The sequence below is a fragment of the Superficieibacter electus genome (assembly GCF_002915575.1).
Classification (GTDB): Bacteria; Pseudomonadota; Gammaproteobacteria; order Enterobacterales; family Enterobacteriaceae; genus Superficieibacter; species Superficieibacter electus.
Genome location: NZ_PQGD01000010.1, coordinates 62,963 through 78,653, shown reverse-complemented (window position 1 = coordinate 78,653; position 15,691 = coordinate 62,963). Strand labels below are relative to the sequence as shown.

Annotated in this window: 14 protein-coding genes; 7 read left to right on the top strand and 7 right to left on the bottom strand. The window is 49.1% G+C overall.

Going from position 1 to position 15,691, the window contains the following annotated elements:
* Positions 1-83: 83 nt before the first annotated feature.
* On the bottom strand, positions 84-863 hold the full coding sequence (locus tag CHU32_RS13575; protein WP_218113729.1) for an SGNH/GDSL hydrolase family protein: 780 nt from the start codon (positions 861-863) through the stop codon (positions 84-86).
* A 76-nt stretch (positions 864-939) separates the two neighbouring features.
* Positions 940-1,527: a YebB family permuted papain-like enzyme gene (locus tag CHU32_RS13570; RefSeq protein WP_103676054.1), complete on the bottom strand. Its 588-nt coding sequence runs from the start codon at positions 1,525-1,527 to the stop codon at positions 940-942.
* A gap of 754 nt (positions 1,528-2,281) precedes the next feature.
* Between CHU32_RS13570 and CHU32_RS13565 the strand changes: the two genes are divergently transcribed.
* The 3 genes from CHU32_RS13565 (at position 2,282) to ruvB (ending at position 4,757) form a co-directional block, all read left to right on the top strand.
* Entirely contained in the window at positions 2,282-2,977 is a 696-nt protein-coding gene (locus CHU32_RS13565) for a hypothetical protein (RefSeq protein WP_103676053.1), read from the top strand.
* Between the two features lie 149 nt (positions 2,978-3,126).
* Positions 3,127-3,738, top strand: a complete 612-nt coding sequence (gene ruvA, locus CHU32_RS13560) for a Holliday junction branch migration protein RuvA (RefSeq protein WP_103676052.1) — start codon at positions 3,127-3,129, stop codon at positions 3,736-3,738.
* A gap of 8 nt (positions 3,739-3,746) precedes the next feature.
* The gene (gene ruvB, locus CHU32_RS13555) at positions 3,747-4,757 is read left to right on the top strand and encodes a Holliday junction branch migration DNA helicase RuvB (protein WP_103676051.1); all 1,011 of its coding nucleotides are present in this window, start codon (positions 3,747-3,749) and stop codon (positions 4,755-4,757) included.
* Between the two features lie 98 nt (positions 4,758-4,855).
* On the opposite strand, the gene znuB is transcribed toward ruvB, so the two are convergent.
* Positions 4,856-5,641: a zinc ABC transporter permease subunit ZnuB gene (znuB, locus tag CHU32_RS13550; RefSeq protein WP_103676050.1), complete on the bottom strand. Its 786-nt coding sequence runs from the start codon at positions 5,639-5,641 to the stop codon at positions 4,856-4,858.
* Positions 5,638-6,393, bottom strand: coding sequence for a zinc ABC transporter ATP-binding protein ZnuC (gene znuC, locus CHU32_RS13545; protein ID WP_103676049.1), 756 nt, complete (start codon positions 6,391-6,393; stop codon positions 5,638-5,640). The genes znuB and znuC overlap by 4 nt, the downstream gene beginning before the upstream one ends.
* Positions 6,394-6,470: 77 nt before the next feature.
* Between znuC and znuA the strand changes: the two genes are divergently transcribed.
* The 3 genes from znuA to lpxM all read left to right on the top strand — a co-directional run bounded on the left by znuA (position 6,471) and on the right by lpxM (position 9,844).
* Positions 6,471-7,415, top strand: coding sequence for a zinc ABC transporter substrate-binding protein ZnuA (gene znuA, locus CHU32_RS13540; RefSeq protein ID WP_103676186.1), 945 nt, complete (start codon positions 6,471-6,473; stop codon positions 7,413-7,415).
* A 15-nt stretch (positions 7,416-7,430) separates the two neighbouring features.
* Positions 7,431-8,750: a murein DD-endopeptidase MepM gene (gene mepM / locus CHU32_RS13535; RefSeq protein WP_103676048.1), complete on the top strand. Its 1,320-nt coding sequence runs from the start codon at positions 7,431-7,433 to the stop codon at positions 8,748-8,750.
* A gap of 119 nt (positions 8,751-8,869) precedes the next feature.
* Positions 8,870-9,844 carry a lauroyl-Kdo(2)-lipid IV(A) myristoyltransferase gene (gene lpxM, locus CHU32_RS13530; RefSeq protein WP_103676047.1) on the top strand — a complete coding sequence of 325 codons (975 nt, stop codon included), beginning with the start codon at positions 8,870-8,872 and terminating at the stop codon, positions 9,842-9,844.
* 341 nt (positions 9,845-10,185) lie between these two features.
* On the opposite strand, the gene CHU32_RS13525 is transcribed toward lpxM, so the two are convergent.
* The 3 genes from CHU32_RS13525 to CHU32_RS13515 form a co-directional block, all read right to left on the bottom strand.
* A complete protein-coding gene (locus CHU32_RS13525; protein ID WP_103676046.1) occupies positions 10,186-10,968 on the bottom strand; it encodes a DUF4225 domain-containing protein in 783 nt (260 codons plus the stop codon).
* A 272-nt stretch (positions 10,969-11,240) separates the two neighbouring features.
* Positions 11,241-12,683 carry a pyruvate kinase gene (pyk, locus tag CHU32_RS13520; RefSeq protein WP_103676045.1) on the bottom strand — a complete coding sequence of 481 codons (1,443 nt, stop codon included), beginning with the start codon at positions 12,681-12,683 and terminating at the stop codon, positions 11,241-11,243.
* Between the two features lie 105 nt (positions 12,684-12,788).
* Positions 12,789-13,679 carry a MurR/RpiR family transcriptional regulator gene (locus CHU32_RS13515; RefSeq protein WP_103676044.1) on the bottom strand — a complete coding sequence of 297 codons (891 nt, stop codon included), beginning with the start codon at positions 13,677-13,679 and terminating at the stop codon, positions 12,789-12,791.
* Between the two features lie 355 nt (positions 13,680-14,034).
* Here CHU32_RS13515 and zwf point away from each other — a divergent pair, with 355 nt between their 5' ends.
* On the top strand, positions 14,035-15,510 hold the full coding sequence (zwf, locus tag CHU32_RS13505; protein ID WP_103676042.1) for a glucose-6-phosphate dehydrogenase: 1,476 nt from the start codon (positions 14,035-14,037) through the stop codon (positions 15,508-15,510).
* Positions 15,511-15,691: the final 181 nt, after the last annotated feature.

The following is a 15,691-nucleotide window of genomic DNA, read 5'->3' as shown; positions in this document are numbered from 1 at the left end:
GTGGTAAAACTCACCGCAGCCAGCATCGTTTCTGGCTGACGGTGTTATTATTGCATCTTGAGCGTCACCCACATATTCTAATGTTACAGACCACAGACTTTTTTAATCTCGCTGGCAAACACATGACTAATAATGTCATAGCCTTTAGCATCAGGATGAACATGATCTTCCAGATAACGGTCTTCATTTTCTTTATGAATATTCGTTAACTTTCCTAATTCAATGAGATTAAACCCGTAGCGCTGACTGGCCTTTTCCAGCACAGTATTATAATCCTGTAATGTATAACCCAGAGCGTTCGGTAACGCATAGGCTTCACCGGTATGTGGTGTCAGATTAGGTGCCTGCCAGCGATATATCGGGGTTCCCCAAACAATTCGTGCGTCAGGCAGTTTTTTACGTAACTGTGTTATCACATAGCCAATGCCTCCCCAGAAGGTGTTTACCGCGGTATCACCTTCATGGCCAAGTTCACTTCCCCAGTACCAGTCATTAGTACCGTGCCAGATAATGATTAAATCGGCATCGGCTGGAATTTTATCGTATTGTTTAATTAGCCCGACCATAGAGTTTGGTGTCGTTGTGGATAATCCACTGGAGCCAATGGCGTAATTATAAACGGTCTCCAGATTTAAAGCGGCTTTGAGTTTGGCTTCGTACCCGCCATTACCATGGTTTCGGGTTGAGATACTGTCACTATAAATAACCACTTTTTTGATCGGATGACCATAACAATCCAGGTACGCAGAATGTTCATCGCTTTTAGCAACACCTGCGTTGGGGCTTTTTGCCTCACTCTGCTGACATCCTGTAAAAAGAAGGGCCGAAGCAACCAGCGAGATGATGGTCGTTATCTTTTTCATAATTTCCCCACTATTAACTGAAATAATAAATACAGTTTTGAATAGCTTTCCGGGACACGGCTTAACTCCCTGGCAACTATTGCATAATCGCCTCTGTAGCATGACTGCTGTAGATAAGATCCAGATTCGGATGGTGCCACAGGCTGGCGGGCGTCACGGTTTTACGATCCCAGGGAATTGACCCCAGGAACCAGAACTTCCAGAACGCCAGTTTTGCTTCAGGATTGCTGCGTAAAAGTTGCCCAAAGGTTTCAACATCACCAACAGGGGTACACAGGGCTTCTTTATAGATATCAAACACGAACTTTGAGCAAAACTGACGTGATGATTCGTATTTAAAACCAGTATGATAAAGCTTGTGCAGGCGGGACGGCACCTGCTCCACGATTAGCGCCTTTTGCGCCTCTGTAAGCCCGCCCTGTAACCGGCGTACTGCATAACGTTGCCCGGCAGAGCGGTGAATAAAGCGAGAAAGCGTGGTAATCGTTGAGAGCGGAACCCGACTTTCCGCCACCAGATAATCTTCACCGTTATGCCCGATAATAAGGCCAACATGATTGCTCCAGCAGCGTGAGGCGGTTGATATTTGAGCAAATAACGTATTGCCAATGCGTGTGAAAACAATATCGCCAGTTTCAAATTTTTCCGGATAGGTGCAAAGCATTCTCATCATTCCTTTGTTCAGAGATAACGCCGTTATTTGGTTAGGCGTAGTACAGGGACATTATTAACATGCGCGCAGGATTTTGACTTTAGCAAAGAGCGCTTTTTTTGCATTTAATGATCAGTGTTATCATTAAGGTGTTTTTTATTCTTGATGTGAATACATATAAAAATTATTTTAATAAAGGTTAAAGCAAAAGTTGCAATATCCTGATTTTGAATGGAGTACAGGTTTTTTTATGTAATTAATCTTTCTATAAATTCAGTATGCTCTACTTTTTATCGATGTAATAAAAGCTAATTCGGCTATATGCTATTAGAGTTGGGTATCATTGCCATGCTTATTTTACAATCTCGGGTATAAGACGGCAGCGATGGCCCGGGCAGCGGTTCTGTCAGGACAATATTGCTGTTGTTGCAGATAAAATAAGCGGTAATGATAGCAATTACGGTTATTAGTAGTATGTCGAAAAACGCCGCGATCTAAAAGATGAGCGGCAGGAATTTATTCATGGTGAGAGGCATATCAATATTTTTATCATTTATCATGCTGACGTTCCGGTCGCGAATTTTAGAGGGATGAATACTGAAGTGACATACATGTTGTGTCATCAAAGAGGAAAACGTCCTGACTGGCAGTGCACGCTGGCTATTACACCCGTCCAGTTATAATATCAATATATCTTTACTATCATTGTTGAGATATTCGGGTAATGATGTAAAACTGGATTTCTTAGGCATCACCGTGGAGCGGCATGGTCAGCATGAGCGTCAAAGTTCTGATAAAAACACTTTTGGTTTTATTACTCTTGTTTACCGGCTATACCGTATTCACAGAATACCAGTACTATCGCGATGCACAGATAACGACCGGGGTTGTCTCTAATGTGGATTACACCAGCAGCCTTGAGCGACGCATAACAGATACCTGCAATCATTTCAGGGGAAGAGAAGACTGTTCCGCGCTCTACGACTATGACGTCACCTGGCGTGCGCAAAACAAAGATTACATCTACCACGCCGAAGATGAGCGGGAGGAACCTGCTGCGCAAGTGTGCGTTAATATCGTTTCGCAACATCCAGATATCGGCAAACCTTGTAAAAATATTTTCTTTAATGCAAGCCGTCTGCCGGCACTGATTACCCTGTGGGGTATCCTGATATTTATTGGGTTGACGATGCTATTGTACCGTTTTAAACAACGGCGTACTTCTTTCTCCTGTGGGGCGGGGGAGTTATACCGTATTTATAACAACTCACATCATCTGTTATTTGAGACCAGAAGCCAGCAGGAAGCAATGGAATTTATTGAACGCGGCCATTATCGACTCCATAGTAACCACAAGACATCCGTACCAATTGGTTCCGGACATAATAAAGCCCTGGTAGACTGTATCAACTACACCGTTCGAAGCCGGAAAGGGCGCAGAAAAATCGGGCCGCTGAACTGATGCCAGAACCCGCTTCCCGCAGGCACTAACCGATTTAGCGCGAGTTAAGAGATGAAATTCGTCAAATACTGCTTTTCGGCTGGATATCTATCCAGCCTTTTTTTATGATACCTCTTTGTATCATGAGCCATTTAACGCAGGAGCGTCATGTGATAGGCAGACTCAGAGGCATTATTCTTGAAAAACAACCCCCGATAGTGCTGCTGGAGACCGGCGGTGTCGGCTATGAAGTGCATATGCCGATGACCTGCTTCTACGAGTTGCCGGACGCCGGGCAGGAAGCCATTGTGTTCACGCATTTTGTCGTGCGTGAGGACGCTCAGTTGCTGTATGGCTTTAATAACAAACAGGAACGGACGCTGTTCAAAGAGCTGATTAAAACTAATGGTGTCGGGCCAAAACTGGCGCTGGCCATTCTTTCCGGCATGTCGGCGCAGCAATTTGTCAATGCGGTAGAGCGTGAAGACCCGGCAGCGCTGGTCAAACTTCCGGGTATTGGTAAAAAAACCGCTGAGCGTCTTATTGTGGAAATGAAAGACCGCTTTAAAGGGCTACACGGCGATCTGTTTACCCCGGCGGCGGATCTGGTATTAGCCTCACCCGCCAGCCCGGCAACCGAGGATGCAGAGCAGGAAGCGGTTGCTGCACTGGTGGCGCTGGGTTATAAACCGCAGGAAGCCAGCCGGATGGTGAGCAAAATTGCTCGTCCGGATGCCAGCAGCGAAACATTGATCCGCGAAGCGCTGCGCGCGGCGCTATGAGGTAAAGCATGATAGAAGCAGATCGCCTGATTTCAGCAGGCCATACCCTGGTTGAAGATGTTGCGGATCGCGCTATTCGCCCGAAATTGCTGGAAGAGTATATCGGACAGCCGCAGGTACGTTCGCAAATGGAGATTTTTATCCAGGCGGCAAAATTGCGTAGCGAAGCGCTCGATCACCTGCTGATTTTTGGCCCGCCAGGACTGGGTAAAACCACGCTGGCCAACATCGTCGCCAACGAAATGGGGGTTAACCTGCGCACCACTTCCGGCCCGGTACTGGAAAAGGCGGGCGATCTGGCTGCGATGTTAACCAACCTTGAGCCGCACGATGTGCTGTTTATTGATGAGATCCATCGCCTGTCGCCAGTGGTAGAAGAAGTGCTTTATCCGGCGATGGAAGATTATCAGCTTGATATTATGATCGGCGAAGGGCCAGCCGCACGCTCGATTAAAATCGATCTGCCGCCGTTTACGTTGATTGGAGCCACCACCCGCGCGGGTTCGCTAACGTCACCATTGCGTGACCGCTTTGGTATTGTACAGCGACTGGAATTTTATCAGGTGCCGGATCTGCAATATATCGTGGGTCGTAGCGCACGCTTTATGGGGCTTGAGATGAGTGAGGAAGGGGCGCTGGAAGTGGCGCGCCGGGCACGCGGTACGCCGCGCATTGCCAACCGTCTGCTCAGGCGCGTTCGTGACTTCGCCGAAGTGCGTCACGACGGCACCATCTCGGCTGAAATCGCCTCGCAGGCGCTGGATATGCTTAACGTTGATGCCGAAGGCTTTGACTATATGGACCGTAAGCTACTGCTCGCAGTGCTGGATAAGTTTTTCGGCGGCCCGGTGGGGCTGGACAACCTGGCGGCAGCGATTGGCGAAGAGCGTGAAACGATTGAGGACGTGCTGGAACCGTATTTAATCCAGCAGGGCTTTTTACAGCGCACGCCGCGTGGCCGGATGGCAACGGTGCGTGCGTGGGATCACTTTGGCATTACGCCGCCACAAATGCCGTAAGTTGAATTATTGCTCGTTAATGTTCGCCTGATCCGGCCTACAAAACCCATCCTGTAATCGCCCCGGTAAGCGTAGCGCCACCGGGGAAGAGGAGAAGGTTACTGCGCCGTTTTTTTCATCATACTGAACACGAACAGAAGTGCTGCACACAGCACCACTGATGGCCCCGCTGGTGTATCGTAAAAGGCGGAAAAGGTCAGCCCGCCGGTAACTGCAATCATCCCCACGCCAACAGCTATCCCGGCCATCTGCTCGGGAGTACGGGCAAAACGCCGCGCGGTGGCAGCCGGAATAATCAGCAGCGACGTAATAATAAGCGCCCCTACGAATTTCATCGCCACGCCAATGGTCAGTGCCGTCACCAGCATCAACAACAGCTTAACGCGCTGGAGCTTTACGCCATCCACAAACGCCAGATCCGGGCTGATGGTCATTGACAGCAAATTACGCCATTGCCAGAGTAAAATACCTAATACCACTGCTACACCTGCGGCGATAGCAATGAGATCGTCCGGCGTCACCGCCAGCAAATCGCCAAACAGGTACGCCATCAAATCAACGCGGATATTTGACATCAGGCTGACCACGACCAGACCGAGAGACAATGCGCTGTGAGCCATAATGCCGAGTAGCGTATCCACCGCCAGATGCGGACGCTTCTCCAGCCATACCAGACCTGCTGCCAGTAGCAGTGTGACCACAATGACAGCGTAAAACGGATTTACGTCCAGTAGCAAACCAAATGCCACGCCCAGTAATGACGCGTGCGCCAGCGTGTCACCAAAATAAGACATTCGCCGCCAGACAACAAAAGAGCCAAGCGGTCCGGCGGCGCAGGCCAGCATAATCCCGGCCAGCCAGCCGGGAAGTAAAAGTTCGATCATGAGTGTCCATTTCCCCGGCGCAGTACAATACGGCCCTGTAAATCGTGGCGGTGATTATGATGATGGCGATAAATACCGAGCTGTTCTGCTCCGCGCTGGCCGAACATCGATATAAATTCCGGATGCAACGAGACCACCTCTGGTGTTCCCGAGCAACAGATATGCTGGTTGAGACACAATACTTCATCCGTCTTGGCCATCACCAGATGCAAATCATGGGAGACCATCAGCACGGCACAATCCAGTTCGCGACGCAGCTGATCGATAAGATCGTAAAGCGCGACCTGGCCGTTAACGTCAACGCCCTGGGTGGGTTCATCAAGCACCAGCAACTGAGGACGGTTAAGCAGGGCGCGGGCCAACAATACGCGTTGCGTCTCGCCGCCGGACAATTTTTGCATCGCCGCGTCAATCAGATGTCCTGCCTGCACACGCTTAAGCGCAGGTAAAATGTCCTCTTTACGTGCGCCCGGACGCAGGCGCATAAAACGGCTGACGGTCAGCGGTAGTGTGGCATCAAGGTGGAGCTTTTGCGGAACATAACCAATACGCAGCTTACCGTCTCGCTTGATGAGCCCACTGTCGGGTGCTACCAGTCCCAGCACCACGCGTACCAGTGTGGACTTTCCCGCACCGTTCGGGCCCAGCAGCGTTAAAATCTTCCCACTTTTCAATTGCAGTGAGACATCCGACAGCACGCGGCGCTGACCAAAGGAGAGCGAGACCTTTTCCAGAGTGATAAGAGTTGTCATTTCAATTAAAGGTTGCACAAGATGATGAATGTTATAATATCACAATTCATTCATCCATTACGATTATAAGTCGCATTATGTTACATAAAAATACGTTTCTTTTCGCTGCTTTATCCGTTGCACTTTGGGGAAGCGCTGCACAGCATGCCGACGCTGCGGTTGTCGCTTCGCTTAAGCCTTTAGGATTCATCGCTTCAGCTATCGCAGACGGCGTGACCGATACCCAGGTCCTCCTGCCGGACGGAGCCTCAGAACACGATTATTCACTGCGTCCATCTGATGTAAAACGCTTACAAAACGCAGACTTAGTCGTCTGGATTGGCCCGGATATGGAAGCGTTTATGACCAAATCTGTGCAGGGCACACCTGAGGCCAAAAAAGTTACTATTGCCGAACTGGCGAAAGTGAAACCGCTGTTGCAAAAAGGGGCGGAGGATGAGGGTGATGAGCACGATCATGAGCATGAAGATGGCGAAAATAGTGACCATCATCACCATCACGGCGATTATAACATGCATCTATGGTTGTCTCCGGAGATTGCCCAGGCTAGCGCAGTTGCAATCCATGAAAAATTAGTGGAACTTATGCCGCAAAGTCGAGCCAAACTTGACGCCAACCTGCAAGCATTCGAGGCGCAACTCGCCGCTACCGATAAGCAGGTGGGTACTGAGCTGGCACCGTTGAAGGGTAAAGGTTATTTCGTATTCCATGACGCCTATGGCTATTACGAAAAACATTATGGGCTGACCCCGCTTGGCCATTTTACCGTAAACCCCGAGATTCAACCCGGTGCTCAGCGTTTACATGAAATCAGAACACAGTTGGTTGAGCAAAAAGCAACCTGCGTTTTTGCTGAGCCACAGTTCAGGCCAGCGGTCGTTGAAGCTGTTGCCCGGGGTACCTCTGTTCGAATGGGAACACTGGACCCGCTTGGCACCAGTATCAAGTTGGGGAAAGAGAGCTATAGCCAGTTTCTCACTCAGCTTGCGGATCAGTATTCGAGCTGCCTGAAAGGAGATTAACGAGGAAGTGAATACGTGCAACAGATAGCCCGCTCTGTCGCCCTGGCATTTAATAATTTGCCCCGACCTCATCGCGTCATGCTGGGGTCGCTGACGGTTCTTACTTTAGCGGTCGCCGTTTGGCGACCCTACGTCTACCATCCTGAATCCGCGCCGATAGTCAAAGTGATTGAGCTTGAAAAAAGCGAAGTGCGCTCGCTGCTTCCGGAGGCCAGTGAGCCTATTGATCAGGCCCCGCAGGAAGATGAAGCCATCCCGCAGGATGAGCTGGATGATAAAATTGGCAACGAATCCGGCGTGCATGAATATGTGGTTTCCACCGGCGATACCCTCAGTAGTGTATTAAATCAGTACGGCATTGATATGGGTGACATTACCCAACTGGCTGCTTCTGATAAAGAACTGCGTAACTTAAAAATTGGCCAGCAACTCTCCTGGACATTAACCGATGATGGCGATCTACAGCGGCTGACATGGGAAATGTCGCGCCGTGAAACCCGCACCTACGATCGCACCGCCAACGGTTTCAAAATGAGCAGCGAACTGCAGCAGGGTGACTGGGTTAACAGCAGTCTGAAAGGTACCGTTGGTTCTGGCTTTATTGCCAGCGCGAAGGAAGCCGGCTTGACCAGCGCCGAGGTTAGCTCGGTGGTTAAAGCCATGCAGTTGCAGATGGATTTCCGCAAAATGAAAAAAGGCGACAAGTTCGCAGTGCTGATGTCGCGTGAGATGCTCGACGGCAAAGCGGAGCAAAGCCAGCTGCTTGGCGTACGCCTGAGCCTTGATGGTAAAGACTACTACGCTTTCCGTGCCGAAGACGGTAAATTTTACGATCGCAGCGGTACTGGTCTGGCGAAAGGTTTCCTGCGTTTCCCGACCTCACGTCAGTTCCGTGTTTCCTCCAACTTTAATCCGCGTCGCTTAAATCCGGTGACCGGACGTGTTGCCCCGCATCGCGGCGTTGACTTCGCCATGCCGCAGGGTACCCCGGTGCTTGCCGTTGGTGACGGTGAAGTCGTGGTGGCCAAGCGCAGCGGCGCTGCCGGGTATTACGTCGCTATCCGACATGGTCGCACCTACACCACCCGCTATATGCACCTGCGTAAATTGCTGGTGAAACCGGGGCAAAAAGTGAAACGTGGCGATCGAGTGGCGCTTTCTGGTAATACCGGGCGCTCTACCGGTCCACACTTGCACTACGAAGTGTGGATTAACCAGCAGGCTGTTAACCCGCTGACTGCAAAACTGCCGCGCACTGAAGGTCTGTCTGGTAAAGATCGTACCGATTATCTGGCGCAGGTTAAAGAGGTTATGCCGCAACTGCGCTTCGATTAAAAAGCCGTCGTTTAAAGCCGGTGTGTTCAACGCACCGGCTTTTTCTTTTGTACCTCACGCCCGGCCTCGCTACACTAAGACATTATTTCTGATGTCATTCTTCTCAGTCTGGAACTTGCATGGAACCGAAGAAAAATAATAGCGAATTTATTCCACAATTTGAGAAACGCTTTTTACATCCGCGCTTCTGGGGTGCCTGGCTGGGCATCTTTGCCTTTGCCGGTATTGCCCTGACGCCACCGTCTTTTCGCGATCCGTTGTTAGGCAAGCTGGGACGTATGGCCGGGCGGCTGGGTAAAAGTGCCCGTCGTCGTGCACAGATTAACCTGCTGTATTGCTTCCCTGAAAAAAGCGAACAGCAGCGTGAAGCGATTATCGACGAGATGTATGCGACTGCGCCACAGGCGATGGTGCTGATGGCGGAACTGGCGCTGCGTAAAGAAAAAAAGGTTCAGGATCGCATCCTGTGGCAGGGCAAAGAGATTATTGATGAAATGCGTCGTAACGCTGAAAATGTCATCTTGCTGGTACCGCACGGCTGGGGCGTCGATATTCCGGCGATGCTGATGGCCTCTCAGGGTCAGCAGGTAGCCGCTATGTTTCATAACCAGGGCAATCCTGTATTCGATTACATGTGGAACAAGGTCCGGCGGCGATTCGGCGGTCGTCTGCATCCGCGTAACGATGGTATCAAACCTTTTATTCACTCTGTCCGTCAGGGCTACTGGGGCTATTATCTCCCCGATCAGGACCATGGACCTGAACAGAGCGAGTTCGTCGATTTCTTCGCCACTTATAAGGCAACGTTGCCAGCGGTTGGTCGGCTGATGAAAGTCTGCAAGGCGCGCGTCGTGCCGCTTTTCCCGGTGTATGACAGTAAAACCCACTGCCTGACGGTCCATGTCCGTCCGCCGATGGATGACCTGCTGACGGCTGATGATGTGACTATCGCCCGGCGGATGAATGAAGAGGTGGAACACCTGGTGGGGCCAAACCCCGAGCAGTATACCTGGCTGTTAAAGCTGCTGAAGACGCGCAAACCCGGCGAAACGGAGCCGTACCGGCGGCGGGAGTTGTATCCGAAGAAAAAATAAAGAAAAGGCCTCAACGGATGAGGCTTTTCTACTATTACACGCGGTATATCGAAAATAAATATAACGCTGCAAATATTAGCGTTAAATATCCTGTCGAAGAATAGCTGTTAAGCATCGAAAATATGTTATGCCAGTATTGAGAGTTTACAGCAGTTGCGTGCCCAATCATTATCTGAAAAGCTGCGCCCAACGTGGCGGTAAGATAGTATACATAGCGAAAGAATAAGTATTTATTTTTCTTTAAAATTGACTTCCTCACAATAATTAACAAAAAAAAGAAGAGTAAAGATATCAAAAAATATAACGCTATAGGCATTAATGGTAAATCAGGAGAAAATATTTCATCTTGCATTGTCTGGCGTCTCGGTTATCTGAGGGTATAAAGATAATATGGTTATTTCATCACTAACTATTTCTAGGGTAAAAATCAGAGGGGTCATACTATTTATTCCTCTGGTATAATCAGTTTGGTGGGATTTTATACCGAAAAGATTCCATGACTTTTCTCGCGTTGTTGGGATACGCCGCGCTAAACCGTAGCCCGAAAGTGCCAGATCTATTGTTCCGTAAGCAACATCGCCGTAACGCTTGTCTATTCCAAGGGTATGTGCCCCATAATGATAAGCTTCTCTGATGGGGCCGCTTTTTTCTTTGTAAAATAAAAGGTAATAACCATTTTCATAGATGTTATTTAATCCATGCAGTGCCATTATTGTGCCTGGTAAACAACTGATACCCGATGGAATAGAGCATATAGCAATACCAGTTGAAACTTGTCCAATACCGGCTAAAAAACCAATTATTTTTGAATATAATTTGTATCGCTCTGCGCTGCGTTCGTCATCATAGATATCAGTAGCTATTTTATTTGAAATTATTTTATTAAAAAGTACCATCTGGTATTGGTAGTTTATGATTGAAATTTTCTCTTTTAATATATCTATTCCTCCTGTGTATGACAAACAATTCATGTCAATATCCATCTGAATTTTTCTAATGGCACCTTCTATTTTAAAATAAATAGTACCTCGTTTAAAAAGAAAAGGATCAGCAAGACATAATTTATCGGCCTGACGGTGATAATCTGATTTTAATCTATTAAAGGCTATTTTATCCTCTTCCATATGTATTCCTTGTTGTAATCGGTTATTTCATAAAAAATATTATTGTTCGATTGACTCTCTTGCGTATAGTTAAATTAATAAGTTAACTTAAGGTTGGGATTATAATCTCTTCAGATAAATGCGTATAATACAATATTTGAATGAAATGATTTTTTGTATTTAACAAGCATATATTATATGAGGTATCAATGAGGAAGGCGGCTTATAGCAGGTAAGCATATTACACAATCATAAACAAAAGGCCTAGTATCACCAGGCCTGACAAGACTAGCTTACTGAACCGTCAAAATACGCGTCGTATTCGTGGTACCAATCGTGCTCATCACATCCCCCTGCGTTACGATCACCAGGTCACCTGACATCAGGTAGCCTTTATCGCGCAGCAGGTTCACCGCGTCGGTGGCGGCCACCACGCCGTCATTGGCGCTGTCGAAATACACCGGCGTGACGCCACGGTACAGGGCGGTCAGGTTGAGCGTGCGCTCATGACGTGACATAGCGAAAATCGGCAGGCCAGAACTGATGCGTGAGGTCATCAGCGCGGTACGGCCCGACTCGGTCATCGTAATGATTGCCGACACGCCTTTGGTGTGGTTAGCGGCATACATCGCCGACATCGCAATGGCTTCTTCCACGTTATCAAATTCGATATCCAGACGGTGTTTGGAAACGTTAATGCTCGGGATTTTTTCTGCGCCCAGGCATACGCGTGCCATGGCGGCTACGGTTTCCGCCGGATATTGCCCGGCCGCAGTTTCGGCCGAGAGCATTACGGCGTCGGTGCCATCCAGCACGGCATTCGCCACGTCCATCACTTCGGCACGGGTGGGCATTGGGTTGGTGATCATCGATTCCATCATTTGCGTCGCGGTGATCACCGCGCGGTTTAACTGGCGGGCGCGACGGATAAGAGCTTTCTGGATGCCCACCAACTCAGGATCGCCAATTTCGACGCCGAGGTCGCCACGGGCTACCATCACCACGTCAGAGGCAAGAATAATGTCGTCCATTGCATCCTGGGTGGCTACGGCTTCCGCACGTTCAACCTTGGAGACAATTTTGGCATCGCAACCGGCATCACGTGCCAGACGACGTGCATAGTTCAGATCTTCGCCGCAGCGCGGGAAGGAGACGGCCAGATAATCCACGCCGATTTGCGCGGCAGTGATAATGTCTGCTTTATCTTTGTCGGTCAGCGCTTCAGCGGAAAGACCACCACCCAGCTTGTTGATGCCTTTATTGTTCGAAAGCGGTCCGCCGACGGTCACCTCGGTAAACACTTTCAGGCCCTGAACTTCCAGCACCTTAAGCTGAACGCGGCCATCGTCGAGCAGTAAAATGTCGCCGGGCACGACGTCAGACGGCAGTCCCTTGTAATCAATACCGACTTTTTCTTTATCGCCTTCGCCTTTACCCAGGTTGGCATCCAGCAGGAATTTGTCACCAATGTTGAGGAAAACTTTCCCCTCTTTAAAGGTGGATACCCGGATTTTCGGGCCTTGTAAATCGCCAAGAATCGCGACGTGACGGCCGAGTTTAGCCGCAATCTCCCGAACCTTATCGGCACGTAATTTATGGTCTTCCGCGGTGCCGTGCGAGAAATTCATTCGCACAACGTTAGCCCCCGCTGCAATAACTTTTTCGAGGTTATTATCGCGATCGGTAGCCGGGCCTAACGTGGTGACAATCTTGGTTCTGCGAAGCCTTCTGGACATGTAATACTCCGTTGACTGAATCAATTTTTGGTGTTGCCTGAACAGGGATTCGGTCGTTCTGCGCGTTAACAACACAATAAGAACTTAACCGAATGATGAAATAAGTTACAGCTTTGTTATCGTTTTCCTGGGGTGTTCCCCATAAGTGTGTAGTGCTTTATCAAAACGCGATTCTTTTAACGCTTCTTTGACACGCTTCAAGTTATCTCTGAATTTTGCGCCGCGGCGCAAGGTAAATCCAGTGGCCAACACATCAATGACGGTCAATTGCGCTAATCGGGAGACCATAGGCATATAAATGTCGGTATCTTCCGGCACGTCAAGGCTGATTGCCAAGGTAGCTTCCAGGGCAAGAGGAGTGCCTGGCGAGGTGAGGGCAATCACCATCGCATCATTTTCACGGGCAAGCTGTGCCAGTTCAACAAGGGTTTTGGTACGTCCCGTATGCGAAATCAGCACTACGACGTCATCATCGCTACAATTCATACAGCTCATGCGTTGCAGCACAATGTCATCGGAATAGATCACCGGGACATTAAAGCGAAAAAACTTATTCATCGCATCATGTGCCACGGCGGCGGAGGAACCCAGACCGAAGAACGCGATTTTTTTTGCCTGGGTGAGCAGATCAACCGCACGATTTACTGCCGACATATCTAAAGACTGACGGACATGATCGAGACTAGCCATTGCCGATTCAAATATTTTCCCGGTGTATGCTTCAACGCTGTCATCTTCGTCAACATTGCGATTAACATAGGGCGTGCCATGCGCGAGGCTTTGCGCAAGATGAAGTTTAAAATCGGGAAAGCCCCGGGTGTCCATGCTGCGGCAAAAACGATTAACAGTTGGTTCACTGACGCCAGCTTCTACCGCAAGGATAGCAATACTGGAATGTATGGCTTGTGCCGGGGCTGTCAGGATAACTTCCGCCACTTTACGCTCGGATTTGCTAAGGTGTTCCAGTTGGGTCTGAATTTTTTCCAGCATATTCATTATTTACAATACGCTCACGGTGATAAAGGATCGCTTAATAAGTAGAATCGGATGCGTTAAAGCAAGAATATACCCCGGTGAGATCGAGATAGGTGAAGATAAACGGCAAATAGTGTTGTTTTTTTTCATTCCATGATCGCAGTCGGATTTCAGACACAACGTTCCAGGCAAAAGTAACAGGAAAATTAGGGAGATGCCTAACCAACAACGCCTTTATTTTCCCAAATATGCCTTTTACCATTGCTCAACGGTGGCAAGGGTTTCAGGTTATTGGTAAACACAGTACAGTGCAGTGTAAGAAAATTACAAGTAAGACCTGGCATAAGTACCAGGATGTCCAATTGAGGAGAATGACATGGCGGTAACGCAAACGGCTCATGCATGTGATTTGGTCATATTCGGCGCGAAAGGTGATTTGGCTCGCCGCAAATTGTTGCCTTCCCTGTATCAGCTTGAGAAAGCAGGCCAGATTCATGATGACACCCGTATTCTGGGCGTAGGACGGGCGGACTGGGATAAAAAAGCCTATACCAAAGTCGTCCGTGAGGCGCTGGAAACCTTCATGAAAGAAAAAATTGATGAAGAGTTGTGGGACAAGCTTAGCGCCCGCCTGGATTTCTGTACCCTGGATGTCAATGATACGGCGGCTTTTTCCCGTCTGGGGAAAATGCTGGACCAAAAAAATCGCGTCACTATTAACTACTTCGCTATGCCACCAGATACGTTTGGCGCAATTTGCAAAGGGCTGGGTGAAGCAAAATTAAATGCCAAGCCGGCACGGGTTGTGATGGAAAAGCCGCTTGGCACATCGCTTGAAACCTCGCGCGATATCAACGACCGGGTAGGGGAGTATTTTGAAGAGTGTCAGGTTTACCGTATTGACCATTACCTCGGAAAAGAAACGGTACTGAACCTGCTGGCGCTGCGTTTTGCCAACTCGCTGTTTGTGAATAACTGGGATAATCGCACCATTGATCACGTCGAAATTACCGTGGCGGAAGAAGTAGGTATTGAAGGCCGCTGGGGGTATTTCGACCAGGCAGGCCAAATGCGCGATATGATCCAGAACCACCTGCTGCAAATTCTCTGCATGATAGCAATGTCTCCGCCAGCCGATCTGAGCGCGGACAGTATTCGTGATGAAAAAGTGAAGGTCCTGAAATCGCTGCGCCGCATTGATCGCACCAATGTGCGTGAAAAAACCGTACGCGGTCAGTACACCGCCGGATTTGCCCAGGGCAAAAAAGTGCCGGGCTATCTGGAAGAAGAGGGTGCCAATAAATCCAGCCATACGGAAACTTTTGTGGCTATCCGCGTCGACCTTGATAACTGGCGCTGGGCTGGCGTGCCGTTCTACCTGCGCACCGGTAAACGCCTGCCGACCAAATGCTCTGAAGTGGTGGTTTATTTCAAGAACCCCGAACTTAACTTGTTCAAAGAGTCCTGGCAGGAGCTGCCACAGAACAAACTGACTATCCGTTTACAGCCGGATGAAGGGGTTGATATTCAAATCCTCAACAAAGTGCCCGGGCTGGATCACAAGCACAATCTGCAAACCACCAAGCTTGACCTGAGCTATTCGGAAACCTTCAACCAGACGCATCTGGCGGATGCCTATGAACGCTTGCTGCTGGAAACCATGCGCGGTATTCAGGCTCTGTTTGTGCGTCGCGATGAAGTGGAGGAGGCGTGGAAATGGGTGGATTCAATTACCGAGGCCTGGGCTGCCGATCAGGATGCGCCAAAACCGTACCAGGCGGGAACCTGGGGGCCAGTGGCTTCGGTAGCCATGATTACTCGTGATGGCCGTTCATGGAATGAGTTTGAGTAATCCTTCAGTGTTATTTTACCGGTAACATGATCTAACACAGTTTGTCGCGTTATTTTTGCACATTCAGGCCCTGCGTGGATTTCCCCGCAGGGCTTTTTTTATTACACTACACCCAGTAACTTACCTCTGAGCTGCGCTACACCTGCCGATACGCTATTAATCGTATAGTTAAAATCCGCTT